We start from the raw sequence: 12,967 nt of genomic DNA, 5'->3' as shown, positions 1-12,967 counted from the left end.
ATGCAGGATTTCTCAAACCTCCTTGATCGGCTCATCTATACGCGGTCTCGCAACGACAAGCTGGGTTTGATTAGCGCTTATCTGAAAAAGGCACCTGACCCTGATCGTGGCTGGGTATTGGCAGCATTAACCGGCGAGCTGGACTTCCCGACTGTCAAAGCTTCTGCTGTCCGCAATATGGCAATGGAACGGGTCGATGAAACGCTATTTCGATTAAGTCGTGATTTTGTTGGAGACACTGCAGAAACAGTGGCGCTTATCTGGTCTGAGCAGACTGATAAATCGGTAGTCGGGATACCGACTGTAGGTGAAATTGTGGACGAGTTGGCGTCGGTCACCCGCGCGGATGCACCAATATTGCTGGCCAATTTCATGGACCGGATGGGTTCCAATGAACGTTACGCACTATTGAAGCTGGCAACCGGGGGAATGCGTGTAGGCGTTTCCGCACGGTTAGCAAAAAAAGCATTTGCGCAAGCCTTTGATATGTCGGTCGAAGATGTTGAAGAGGTGTGGCATGCGTTGGAGCCTCCATATTCAGAATTGTTCTCATGGGGAGAAGGCCAGGCTGATCGCCCAGACCTGACCGGCGTCCCGTTTTTCAGACCATTCATGCTGGCCCATCCGCTAGAAGACAGAAAGGTTGATCTGGCTGACTATGCGGCCGAGTGGAAATGGGACGGTATCCGTATTCAGATTGTTGGCACCGGACAAGAAACACGATTGTTTAGTAGAGGAGGAGATGACATCACCCGGTCTTTTCCCGATGTTTCGAAAGCCTTTGCCGCTGTTGGCGTGTTGGATGGCGAGCTCCTTGTTCGAGGCGAATATCAGGGCGGTGAGGCAGCAAGTTTCAATGCCTTGCAGCAAAGATTGGGCCGCAAAAAAGTATCGGCAAAGATGCAGAATGACTACCCGGCATTTGTGAGGCTGTATGATATTTTATTTGATGGCGAAACCGACTTGCGAGAGCGGAGCTGGATTGACCGCCGGAGCACGCTCGAAACATTCGTGCCAAAACTGAATACCAAGCGCTTCGACATATCAACGATACTGGACGCGCGTGATTTTGATCATCTCAGCGAAATCAGGGACTGTGCAAGAGATGCAGCGATTGAAGGCGTGATGCTCAAAAGGAAAGATAGTCCTTATATATCAGGCCGGAAAACGGGTCTTTGGTATAAGTGGAAGCGCGATCCGTTGGTGGCAGATTGCGTTATGATGTACGCGCAGCGCGGCTCCGGAAAGAGATCCTCATTCTACTCTGATTATACGTTTGGTTGCTGGACGGAAGATGGGGAGCTTTTTCCTGTCGGAAAAGCTTATTCAGGTTTTACGGACGACGAGCTGAAAATGCTCGACCGTTTTGTCAGGCAACATACACTGAATCGTTTTGGTCCTGTCCGCGAAGTCGAAAAAACAATGGTTTTGGAAGTCGCGTTTGATTCCGTGCATGAAAGCAAACGCCATAAGTCGGGTTTGGCTATGCGTTTCCCAAGAATATCACGCATCAGGACCGACAAGCCCGCTGAAGAAGCCGATCGCGTGGAAACTCTGAAAAAGATGATTTCATGAAAAAAGCCTGCAGCGCGTTCGCGCTGCAGGCTAGGAGGGATTCATTTGGATTCGGTCGGTTAAGGCATCACAACTGTATCGATGGCGTGAATGACGCCATTGGACTGGTTGACGTCAGCCATCACGACCTTTGATGTGCCGCCCTTGGCATCAGTCAGCATCAGCGAACCGTCACTACCCATGGAGGCCTTTAAAGCACCACCCTGGACAGTTGGAATAGAAGCAACGCCATCGGGTGCCTGTTTGATCAGACCCATGACATCCTTGGCTTTGAAACGGCCCGATACGACATGATAGGTCAGTATCGAGGTTAGTGTTTCTTTATTCTCGGGCTTTACCAGTGTTTCGACCGTTCCTGCTGGAAGCTTTGCGAATGCAGAATTAAGCGGTGCGAAAACCGTGAAAGGGCCATCGCTGGATAGGGTGCCGGCGAGATCGGCTGCCGTGACTGCGGCCACAAGAGTGGAGAAATCATCTGTACTGGCGGCTTTCTCGACTATGTTTTGTGAGGACATTTCTGCATGATGCTTGGCGTAAGCACCGCCGCCACTCACCAAGGCCAGCGAACCGACTAGCGCAACAGCGACTTTGGAAAAACGAATATTCTTCATGGGGGTAACTCCTAAAAATTCATATCCGAAGCTGGATATGCGAGGAGTTACGGAATGACTATTCCAACGGATGCAAAAAAATTCAGATAATTGTTATCTTGCCGGTAGCGACCGGTTCGCTGGTAGGTTTGGCATGGGGTATTTCGGAGGGTGGTTCCATGGAAAGTTGCAACGTTGCCGCGGCATCGATTAATTTCCGGTGATCGCTGGAAACCGTCATCTGGCTGATACCGTCGCGGCCGATTTGGCCCAGCGAGCGGGGTAAGCCGTCGCGGCCTACAATCCACAGTTCCGGTTCGGTTTCCGTTTCGGGCATGCCGTCAACATCGACCCGCATTTCGGCAGTCTGGGGGTCATAGGACACGGCAAGCACCAGCCCCTCAATTTTGCCAGTCAGTTGCGCAACCGCGACAGACTGGGACTCGGAAGTTGGCGCAAAGGGGCCCGGGCCAACAATTAAAGCAAGCGCGAGACAGGCGGCCAGCGCGCCCGAGGCAATCGCACCCATTCGCCAACGTTTCAGCTGCACAACCGTATCGTCAAAGGTGCCGCCATCCAGTCGGCTTTCGATGCCATCCCAGACAGACGGAGCTGGCTCAACATCCTGAAACTCCTGAAACAATGGATCGACCCGCCGATTCCAGTCATCAACTGACTTGGCAAATGCGGGATCGGATAGTTGCTTGCGCAGCGCTGTGGCCTTCTCATCACCATCAAGCAGGCCAAGCACCAGCTCTGCCGCTAGAGTTTCATTATTCGGCGCTTCGCCATCCTTCAGGGGTTCCGTTTCGTCAACCATCGTCCATGCAATCCTTCAAGCGCTTCAATCCCCGGCGAACCCAGCTTTTGACGGTCCCCAGAGGAGTATCCAGTTTTTGCGCCAACTCATTATAACTATGCCCCTCAAAGAAAGCCGTACGGATCACGTTACGTTGCCGTGCTTCCAGACTATCGAGGCATTTGTTCAAAATATCTGCACCTTCCTGTTTTTCCAGCCGATCCAATGCACTTTGCTCATCCGTTGCCATATCTTTAATGGCATCGTCCGAAACCATTACCCGATTGCCGCCAGATCGTTTTCGATCAATGGCGGTGTTGCGAGCGATGGTTGCCAGCCATGTTATCGGACTGGCCCGCTGCGGATCAAACCGCCCTGCATTGCGCCAGATTTTCACATAAGCGTCCTGCAGTGCATCTTCCGATGCCTGGCGATCATTTAAGATACGGAGGCAAACACCAAAAAGTTTCGCCGACGTCAGATTATATATATCCTGAAACGCCTGACGGTCACCGCCAGCGGCCTGACCGATCAGGGCGGAGAGCTGCGCGCGGGCGCGATCTGTTTCAGTGGTTTGGGGCATGACCTAATCCGCAGAGGTTATGGCAATTTACCGAAGTTTCAAGCACCTATTATGGCGGCAAACCGTTCCGGATCGACATTGCCACCCGAAATTGTGATCACTGTTCTGTCCGTTGCAGTCGCTTTGCCAGATAAAATCGCTGCCAAAGCCACTGCCCCTCCGGGCTCCACTACCAGACGTAATCTTTCAAACGCAACCCGCATTGCGTGATGCACCTCCGCTTTGGTTACAGCCAAAGCATTAGCCTTCCGCGCTTTCAAAACATCAAAAGTCAGCGGTGAAACCAAAAGCGTCTGCAAAGCATCGCATTCCGTGGGCGGCGGATTATCCTGCACCGGGACAATGCTACCGCCCTCCAGCGATCGTTTCATATCGTCCCAGCCTTCGGGTTCGACAACCGTTATGTCCGCTTCTGGATTGACCAGTAATATCCCGGTCGCCAGTCCGCCACCGCCACAACATGCTACCAGATGGTCTGGCGGTGTTCCGGCCTGAGCAATCATCTGTTCTCGAATTTCGACTCCGGTGCTGCCCTGCCCTTCAATAATCCACGGATCATCAAAACTGGGAACGACAACCGCCCCACTCTCGCCGGCCAGTTCTGCCGCCAGTTGTTCGCGGGAATCGGCAAGACGATCATAGGTGATCACCTCCGCACCCAGTTTCTTGGTATTCTCCAGTTTGGCGAGTGGTGCATCGGCAGGCATGATGATGGTTGCCCTGACCCCAAGACGCTGCGCCGCCCAAGCCACACCCTGCGCGTGATTACCGCTGGAAAACGCCACCACACCGCTTTGACGTTGCTCTGTGCTGAGATCGGTCAAACGGTGCCATCCCCCGCGTATCTTGAAGGCACCGATAGGTTGCAGGCATTCCGCCTTGCACCAGATCGTCTTGCCATCGACGGTGAGCGGCAATAGCGGCGTTTGCGGCAAGATTTCCCTAACCTTGTCTGCCGCCCGCTGTACGCCTTCGGCAGAAGGTTTCCGGTTCGGGTCCAAAAGTAATTGCTCTGTCATGGCGTCCTTCTATATGCGGTTAGATGATTCCTCTAGCGAAATGAGTGCACAACATGAGCAAGGTTTTAGTGATCGGTGCAGGCGGTGTCAGTTCAGTGGCAGTGCACAAGATGGCGCAGCTAATAGCCGCAGAAACAGGCCCGTTTTCCGAGATCATGCTGGCCAGTCGTACGCTGTCCAAATGTGAAGCCATCGCCGAGTCCGTCAAAACCCGCACTGGCGTATCGATAGAAACCGCGCCCATTGATGCGGATGACGTCCCCGCAATGACCGCACTGATCGAACAGGTGCAACCTGCCCTGGTGGTCAATCTGGCGTTGCCCTATCAGGATTTGCCAATCATGGACGCGTGTCTGGCCACGAAGACGGATTATCTCGACACCGCCAATTACGAACCACGCGATGAAGCCAAGTTCGAATATAAATGGCAATGGGATTATCAGGACCGCTTCAAGGACGCCGGTATCATGGCACTGCTCGGCTCCGGCTTTGATCCGGGGGTTACTTCCATCTTCACATCTTGGCTCAAGAAGCATCATTTCGACCGGATCGACACAGTCGATATTCTGGATTGCAATGGCGGTGATCATGGCCAGCATTTCGCAACTAATTTCAATCCGGAAATCAATATCCGCGAAGTGACTGCGCCGGCGCGCCACTGGGAGAACGGCGAATGGGTCGAAACCCCTGCTCTATCCCATAAACAGGAATTTGATTTCGAGGCTGTGGGCCCGAAGAACATGTATCTCATGTATCATGAGGAAATTGAATCGCTCAAAACTCATATCCCGGAAATCAAGCGCATCCGGTTCTGGATGACCTTTGGTGATGCCTATTTGACTCATCTCGAAGTGCTGCAAAATGTCGGCATGACCCGCATTGATCCGGTCATGTATGAAGGCCGCGAGATCATACCGCTGCAATTCCTGAAAGCCGTATTGCCTGAACCGGCCAGTCTCGGCGAGACGACAAAAGGAAACACCAATATCGGCGTGATCGCGACCGGCGAAAAAGATGGCGTACAGAAAACGCTCTATGTGAAAAATATCTGCAGCCATGAAGCCGCATTTGAAGAAACCGGCAATCAGGGCGTAAGCTATACCACCGGCGTGCCGGCGATGATCGGTTCGGCGCTGATGCTGTCCGGTCAATGGAGCGGTGACGGTGTGTTCAATATGGAAGAATTTGACCCTGATCCGTTTATGGAAATGCTGAACGAGCATGGCTTGCCCTGGACGCTGGAAGAGCTGGACGCTCCTCTGGCATTTTAGATGGAAACCAAAGCAGGCGATCCCGGCGCATTTGCGCATTTTGATCTGGCGCGGGTCCCCTCGCCTGCCTTTGTCGTGGATGAAGCGGCTGTTCGCCGGAACCTTGAGATATTGGCCGATGTAAAAGCGCGATCCGGTGCAAAAGTGCTGCTTGCGCTAAAGGCTTTTTCAATGTGGTCTATGGCGCCGCTAATCGATGAATATCTCGACGGTTTCTGTGCATCAGGACTGTGGGAAGCGAAGCTCGCCAAAGAGCAGTTTAATGGCTCCATCAGCACCTATTCACCGGCCTATAAAGCAGAAGAACTTGCTGAGATTTTGACGCTTTCCGATCATGTCACTTTCAACAATCCAGCGCAGATCGACAGGTGGAAAAGTGGGGCTGATCAGTGGTTGGGCAATTGTGATATCGGCCTTCGCCTGAACCCCGAACTTGCTCTTGGTGAAACACCCAAATATGATCCTAGCCAGCGGCATAGCCGATTGGGTTTTCCCGTTTCACAATTGCAGCCAGAGCATTTTAGCGCGATTTCTGGCATCCATTTTCACAATCTTTGTGAGCAGAATTTCGATGCGCTGAAACAGACATGGGCCAAGATCGAACCGCTGATTGCGCCCTATTTCGATCAGCTCGATTGGATCAATCTTGGCGGCGGTCATCATATCACGCGGGATGATTATGATCGCGAGGCGCTGGTGCAATTCCTGTCTGACCTCAAGGCCAAATCGGACTGCGACATTTATCTCGAACCAGGCGAAGCGGTTGCGCTCGATGCCGGTATATTGGTCGGTGAGATATTGGATGTTTTCGATAACGACATGCCAGTTGGCATAACCGATATTTCAGCGACTTGCCACATGCCCGATGTCATCGAAGCGCCTTATCGACCTGCGATGCTTGGTGAGGCCAGCGAAGGAGATGCCATCAGGCTTGGCGGACCAAGCTGTCTGGCGGGCGATATTATCGGCGACTACCGGCTGCCTGAACCGGCGCATATTGGCCAGCGGATCGCCTTTCTGGATCAAGCCCATTATTCCATGGTCAAAACCAACACATTTAACGGCGTGCCGCTGCCCTCGATCTGGCTATGGAATAGCGAGACCGACGATTTGCGCTGTGTGAAGACGTTTGACTGGACGGAATTTCGCGATCGGCTCAGTTAAATTCCGGCAGAAATTGCTGCATCGCAATAATATTCCGCATTTGTGCCATAATTATCGGTCATAGAGACTTTACAGATTGCAAAGGCGCGCATATAGCCGCCCCCGCTGCCCCATGGCCGACCACGATACAGCATGGCGATTCCGCAAGGCAGCTCAATCGATCTTTAAATCTAAGGGGGTCCCTTGAGTTGCACAATTTCCATGATGCGCAGGAGCTGACGAAGGCTCTTAGCCCCGATATTCCAGTTTTGCTGAACCGCCCGCACGCTGCGCGGCGGGCCGCCCGCTATTTTGTCGAACAGTTTCCCGGCAAGTCGCTCTATGCGGTGAAGGCGAACCCGTCTCCTGCACTTTTGAAGCTCTTGTTCAATGAAGGCGTGACACACTATGACGTCGCGTCGATTGAAGAAGTACGTGTCGTCCACAATACGCTGCCAGAGGCGGTGCTGTGCTTCATGCATCCGATCAAGTCCGAAGCGGTCATCCGCGAAGCTTATTTTGATCATGGTGTGCGCGTATTTTCGCTCGATTCCATCGAAGAGCTGGAGAAGATTGAGCGGGCGACCGATGGTGCGGACGATTTGACGCTTTGCGTTCGTATCAAAGTGGCGTCTGAATTTGCGCAGATCAGCCTGGCATCGAAATTCGGTGTGGAAGTCGATGCGTCTGTCGAGCTGCTGCAGCGTAGTCGTCAAGTTGCTGATGAACTGGGCATCTGTTTCCATGTTGGCAGTCAGGCGATGACGCCCCTGGCTTATGTCCACGCACTGGAACGCGTGCGAACCGCAATTGTTGCGGCTTCAGTCACCGTGGATATTGTGAATGTCGGTGGCGGGTTTCCGTCCATATATCCCGATATGGCACCGCCTTCACTCAACCATTATTTCAGTGCGATTGACCGGACGTTTGAAGATCTACCGATCAGCTATTCCGCCGAACTCTGGTGTGAGCCTGGCCGCGCGCTGGCCGCCGAATATAATTCGCTGATCGTGAAGGTTGAACAGCGCCGTGGGAACGAGCTTTACATTAATGACGGCGCTTACGGCACCTTGTTTGACGCGGCCCATATTGGCTGGCGCTTCCCAGTGCAACTACTGGGCAATTATTCGGACAACGCGGTTTTGACCGAATATAGTTTCTACGGTCCCACCTGCGACGACATGGACCATATGGCGGGTCCCTTTGTCCTGCCCGCGGATGTAAGGGCCGGTGACTATATCGAGATTGGTATGCTCGGCGCCTATGGATCGGCGATGCGAACCAAGTTTAACGGCTATGGATCGATCGACGATTATGACGTGGCGGATGAGCCCATGGAGAGCGTTTATGTCGGCGATAATCTCGACCGGACGGACCACGAAAACGTGGTGTCCTTCCCCGGCGCATGACGTCCGACTAAGTTGCATTTGACAATTTACAATATGTAACGCAGGTTCCGCCCCATATTTGGCCGAATAGGGGAGGAAGCTATCATGAGCACTGCAATATTGGCGCCAGCGGCTCTGCTGGTCATCTGGTCACTTGTGATGCTTTTCTGGATGGCTGGAACACGGCTGCCAGCGGCCAAGAAAATGGGTATCGACATAACGGCCAAACCGGGGGGGCGAGGTCCTGATGTCGATCCGCAATTGCCTGATAAGGTTGCGTGGAAGTCCCACAATTATACCCATCTGATGGAACAGCCGACGCTGTTTTACGCCACGGTCATCATCCTGGCGATCGCCGAGGCTGGGACCGGGATCAACCTGTATCTGGCCTGGGCCTACGTATTGCTGCGGATCGCTCACAGCATCTGGCAGGCGACGGTCAATCTCGTGAATGTACGCTTTCTGCTGTTCGTAACATCGACAATCTGTCTGCTGATCATGGCGATGAATGCGTTTTTCACGACTTTTGTATGATTTTTATATGATCTTTTTGGGGGAATGAAATGGAAAATAGTCCTATCTTACAGCCTGTAGTGGCGCTCATATTGTGGACCATGATCATGTGGTTATGGATGTATGTCACACGCATTCCGGCGATGAATAAGGCGAAGGTAGATCCGGACAAACTGAGTCGCGAATCCACCGCTGGTGGTCTGGACGCTCTGCTGCCACCGGAAGTGCAGTGGAAGGCACATAACTATAACCATCTGCTTACCGAACCGACATTGTTCTACGCCGTCTGCATCGTGTTGGCGATTGTCGGACAGGGAGATGGTCTGAACCTGACTATCGCTTGGGCTTATGTTGGCTTACGCGTCCTGCACAGCCTGATCCAGGCAACGGTGAACAAGATCATGTATCGCTTTTTGGTATTTGCTTTGTCCAGCCTGTGTATTATCGCTCTGGCTATCCATGCAGCGCTTGCGGTGTTCCACTAACCAGAAACGGCCCTCCCCATGTCCAATCTCTTGAATGTCGCAATAGTCCAGGCGGCACCGGTTCCCCTATGCATTGACAAGGGCATTGAACAGGCCGTCGATTTAGTCCGCAAGGCCAGCGACGAAGGCGTCCGGATGATTGGCTTTGGAGAGACGTTTCTCGGCGGTTATCCAATCTGGCTTGATGAGGCACCCGGCGCCGCGCTGTGGGATCATCCGGGCAGCAAGGCCCTGCACCGCATCTTGATGGATCAGGCGATCGTCGAAAATGACCCGCGACTGGCGCCACTGCAGGAGCTGGCGGATACGAAGAAGCTCTGCATTTCCATTGGCGTGCATGAACGCCTGCGCTCTAGCCTTTACAACAACCAGATGCTGTTCCGCCCGGACATGCCGGTTTTAAACCATCGCAAGCTGGTCCCTACCCATGGCGAGCGCTTGATCTGGAACCGCGGCGATGGCTCAACCATCAATGTGCATCAAGCCGATTGGGGCCGCGCGGGGAACCTGATTTGCTGGGAGCACTGGATGCCGCTTGCTCGCGCTGCAATGCATAACTTGCGGGAAGACGTCCATGTCGCCGCCTGGCCGACGGTGAGGGAGACCTATCAGATTGCCTCGCGCCATTATGCCTTTGAGGGCGGGTGTCATGTGCTGGCCGTGGGCACATTGTTGCATCGCGATCATTTGCTGGAAGGACTGAAACTGGTCGGTGGCAATGACGAAGCGCTGGCGCTCTTTAAAGAAATTCCAGACACACAGCTACAATTTGGTCAAAGCATCATTGTCGCGCCTGATGCCACTATTCTGGCAGAAGCGGGTGAAAAGGACATGATCCTCGCGACTGAAATCGATCTCGATGCTGGCAAGGAAGCAAAGGCTGCACTCGACGTAGACGGCCATTATTCCAGAGCGGACGTGTTTGACCTGACGGTTGATACGCGGTCAAAGGCCGGCGTGAACTGGTCCGGGGACTAGATTATCCCGTCTATGCCTTGGTAAAGCTAGAAACCAGCTCCACGTGGGTCGACCATAGAAATTGACCCACAGGCCACAACGCGTCCAGCTTATACCCGGCATCACAAAGTTGTTTTGCGTCACGCGCAAAGCTTGCGGGGTTGCAACTTATGTAGCAAATCTTCGGCACATCCGATTGCGCGATCTGCGCAATCTGATCCCGCGCACCGGCACGAGGCGGATCCAATATTACTGCTCCAAACCGGTTCAGTTCTTCTGGACTGAGAGCTCGCCGGAACAGATCACGATGTTCCGTAAATATCTGACGATCGGACAGGTTCGCGGCCATTTTCAGCGCCCCGATTGCATCCCGGGACCCTTCCGCGGCATAGACCTTATGACTGTCACCGAGTGCAAATGTGAATGTACCAAGACCCGCAAACAGATCTGCGACCAATTTGGTATCGCCGACGGTTTCCAGCATCGCGGCGACCAGTGCGGCTTTTCCCTCCACTGTGGGCTGCAGGAAACTGTTATGCGGCAAGGCCACCGCTATGCCGTTAAATGTTACCGTAACTGGCTCGGGCTCCCACTGCGTTTCGGGACCATAACCATTATCGACGGACAGCCGAGCTAGATTATTGGCCTGCGCAAAGGCAGCCAACGCCTCGCGTTGTTCGAGACTTTCCGGCTCATAATTTTTTACACACAGGTCAACACCTTGATCGGCCAGACTGATCTCGACATTCATGTCATGCTTGCGCCGGGCCACCGATTTCAAAAAAATGCGCAACGGGTCAATCACGGCAAAAAGCTCGGGCCGCATGATTTCGCATTGCTTGAGATCAACAATTCTATGACTGCCCGCCCCGCTAAACCCGAGCTTGAAGCTTTTCCCCATCATCGCCGCGCGCAGGCTGGCCCGGATACGGCTGTTGGGTTTTGAAATCTGAGGAGGATGCAATGTTCCCGCACTAAGCCCCTGCCCCTCCAGCGCATAAGCGACACGGTCAATTACAAATTGCGCATAGCTTTCATCATCCAGATGTTGCAGGCTGCACCCGCCACATTCCTTGAAATGCTGGCAAGGCGGGTCGACGTGATGCGGGCCTTTTATAAGACCGCCTTCTTCACTCAACCGATCAAGCGGCGCTGAAAAGGCGACATGGCGGCCATCAGCGGTCACGCCATCGCCTTTGGCTGCAACACGCAAGATGATATTTGAATCGGTTTCGGTGCTCATAAGCACTCTTGTAGCGCTTTCGGGATATGATCAATCAGTATCTCCGGTGAAAAACTGGGCCCGGCGAGTTTCGCAGCACGGCCATGCAGCCACCGCCCCTGTTTTGCGGCCAGGAAAGCGTCTTTCTCATTCGCAAAGCGGGCTGCGATCATACCGGCAAGAACGTCGCCCGTTCCTGCTGTAGAAAGCCAGCTTGACGATGAGGGTGACAGAGACACCGCGCCTTCAGCATTGGCAATCACGCTGTCGCTGCCCTTGTGAACGACAACAGCACCGCTATCGATAGCCAGTATCTTCGTGAGATCGATTTTCGAACCTTTGCCGTTTCCGGACATTGCCGCAAATTCACCGGTATGCGGTGTCATGATGACCGGAGATGATCGATCTTTCAGACCGCTGAGATCCCTTCTGCCCAAAAGAATCAAAGCATCGGCATCGAGCAAAACCGGCTTTTCGATATCCAAGACCAAATCCAAGAGCTTTTCCGCATGACTGTCACGGCCCAGCCCTGGCCCGATGACAATGATCGTAATCCTGTCATCGGATAATTGCTCTTGCAGTTGAATCCCATTCTCATAAGGTTCGACAACGATGCTATGATTGGGCGATGAGAAGTCAGGGCCAGCGAATATCTTCACATAGCCAGCCCCTGATCGCTGAGCGGCTAGGCCAGTCAGTTTGGCCGCTCCCGGCATGCGGCCAGCGACAACAGCAACAAGCCCTCTTGTATATTTGTGATCTTCTGTCTTAGGCGCCTCCATTGTCGGTCGCGCTAGTAACTGGACGGTTGAGGCTGCATCAACGCCTATCTCGACCCTGGCCAGATATCCCATAAACCCCGAAGCTGGTGCAAGATAATGGGCAGGCTTGAAGGCTCCCAGCGCAATAGTCAGGTCATATCGGGAAACCGGATTGAGTGTCGCGCCGGTATCGGTTTCGATTCCGCTGGGTAAATCAACCGCTGCCCGTCGCCCTGCCCCGTCGAACAGCCGTTGGTGTTGATCCAATAGAGTGCCGGATACTGGTCGGGTGAGTCCGGTTCCAAACAGGCAATCGACAAATTGCTTCGCCGGTCGAGCATCATCCAGTGCATATGTTTGTCCCTGCCACAGAGATTTTGCGTTTTTCGCCGCATCCGTCGCAGGTTCGCCGCTCGCCGCTATGGCGACGTCGGTCCCTTTTTCAAGCAACGCCTGGGCAATGACATATCCGTCACCGCCATTATTGCCGGGACCACAGAGCACCAAAGTGGGGCAATGTGGTGCGGCCCGCCAGATATATTCAGCGGCCCCGGTTCCGGCCCTGTGCATCAGCTCGATTACGGATGTTCCGCTATCTATGAGCCGCTGTTCGGCAGCCTGCATCTCGGCAGCAGTCAGGATATGCCCATGATTGAGCATA

General features: G+C 53.6%; 13 protein-coding genes. 7 read left to right on the top strand and 6 right to left on the bottom strand.

The features are described from left to right. On the top strand, positions 1 to 1,575 hold the full coding sequence (locus tag AC6I9Z_RS11485; protein WP_461455962.1) for a cisplatin damage response ATP-dependent DNA ligase: 1,575 nt from the start codon (positions 1 to 3) through the stop codon (positions 1,573 to 1,575). A 59-nt stretch (positions 1,576 to 1,634) separates the two neighbouring features. Here AC6I9Z_RS11485 and AC6I9Z_RS11480 read toward each other — a convergent pair whose 3' ends face one another. The 4 genes from AC6I9Z_RS11480 to AC6I9Z_RS11465 all read right to left on the bottom strand — a co-directional run bounded on the left by AC6I9Z_RS11480 (position 1,635) and on the right by AC6I9Z_RS11465 (position 4,566). Then, a complete protein-coding gene (locus AC6I9Z_RS11480; protein WP_461455961.1) occupies positions 1,635 to 2,186 on the bottom strand; it encodes a fasciclin domain-containing protein in 552 nt (183 codons plus the stop codon). Between the two features lie 82 nt (positions 2,187 to 2,268). Next, the gene (locus tag AC6I9Z_RS11475) at positions 2,269 to 2,985 is read right to left on the bottom strand and encodes an anti-sigma factor (protein WP_461455960.1); all 717 of its coding nucleotides are present in this window, start codon (positions 2,983 to 2,985) and stop codon (positions 2,269 to 2,271) included. Then, positions 2,978 to 3,547 (bottom strand): sigma-70 family RNA polymerase sigma factor, encoded by a 570-nt coding sequence (locus AC6I9Z_RS11470; protein ID WP_461455959.1) that lies wholly within the window; start codon positions 3,545 to 3,547, stop codon positions 2,978 to 2,980. The genes AC6I9Z_RS11475 and AC6I9Z_RS11470 overlap by 8 nt, the downstream gene beginning before the upstream one ends. Positions 3,548 to 3,585: 38 nt before the next feature. Continuing rightward, positions 3,586 to 4,566 (bottom strand): threonine ammonia-lyase, encoded by a 981-nt coding sequence (locus AC6I9Z_RS11465; RefSeq protein WP_461455958.1) that lies wholly within the window; start codon positions 4,564 to 4,566, stop codon positions 3,586 to 3,588. Positions 4,567 to 4,619: 53 nt separating this feature from the next. Here AC6I9Z_RS11465 and AC6I9Z_RS11460 point away from each other — a divergent pair, with 53 nt between their 5' ends. The 6 genes from AC6I9Z_RS11460 to AC6I9Z_RS11435 all read left to right on the top strand — a co-directional run bounded on the left by AC6I9Z_RS11460 (position 4,620) and on the right by AC6I9Z_RS11435 (position 10,344). Continuing rightward, positions 4,620 to 5,837 carry a saccharopine dehydrogenase family protein gene (locus AC6I9Z_RS11460; protein ID WP_461455957.1) on the top strand — a complete coding sequence of 406 codons (1,218 nt, stop codon included), beginning with the start codon at positions 4,620 to 4,622 and terminating at the stop codon, positions 5,835 to 5,837. Beyond that, positions 5,838 to 7,001: a carboxynorspermidine decarboxylase gene (locus AC6I9Z_RS11455; RefSeq protein ID WP_461455956.1), complete on the top strand. Its 1,164-nt coding sequence runs from the start codon at positions 5,838 to 5,840 to the stop codon at positions 6,999 to 7,001. It begins immediately after the preceding gene. 188 nt (positions 7,002 to 7,189) lie between these two features. Beyond that, positions 7,190 to 8,389, top strand: coding sequence for a type III PLP-dependent enzyme domain-containing protein (locus AC6I9Z_RS11450; RefSeq protein WP_461455955.1), 1,200 nt, complete (start codon positions 7,190 to 7,192; stop codon positions 8,387 to 8,389). 84 nt (positions 8,390 to 8,473) lie between these two features. Then, positions 8,474 to 8,902, top strand: a complete 429-nt coding sequence (locus AC6I9Z_RS11445; RefSeq protein WP_461455954.1) for an MAPEG family protein — start codon at positions 8,474 to 8,476, stop codon at positions 8,900 to 8,902. A gap of 29 nt (positions 8,903 to 8,931) precedes the next feature. Further along, complete coding sequence (locus AC6I9Z_RS11440) at positions 8,932 to 9,366, top strand: MAPEG family protein (protein WP_461455953.1); 435 nt, start codon at positions 8,932 to 8,934, stop codon at positions 9,364 to 9,366. Positions 9,367 to 9,384: 18 nt separating this feature from the next. Beyond that, on the top strand, positions 9,385 to 10,344 hold the full coding sequence (locus AC6I9Z_RS11435; protein ID WP_461455952.1) for a carbon-nitrogen hydrolase family protein: 960 nt from the start codon (positions 9,385 to 9,387) through the stop codon (positions 10,342 to 10,344). Positions 10,345 to 10,354: 10 nt separating this feature from the next. On the opposite strand, the gene AC6I9Z_RS11430 is transcribed toward AC6I9Z_RS11435, so the two are convergent. Further along, positions 10,355 to 11,566, bottom strand: a complete 1,212-nt coding sequence (locus tag AC6I9Z_RS11430; RefSeq protein WP_461455951.1) for a class I SAM-dependent RNA methyltransferase — start codon at positions 11,564 to 11,566, stop codon at positions 10,355 to 10,357. Continuing rightward, positions 11,563 to 12,966: an NAD(P)H-hydrate dehydratase gene (locus AC6I9Z_RS11425; RefSeq protein ID WP_461455950.1), complete on the bottom strand. Its 1,404-nt coding sequence runs from the start codon at positions 12,964 to 12,966 to the stop codon at positions 11,563 to 11,565. Before AC6I9Z_RS11425 ends, AC6I9Z_RS11430 begins: the two co-directional genes overlap by 4 nt. Position 12,967: the final 1 nt, after the last annotated feature.

Source organism: Parasphingorhabdus sp. (assembly GCF_059726685.1).
Note: the sequence above shows the minus strand (reverse complement) of the source record. Positions and strands in the feature narration are given on the sequence as shown.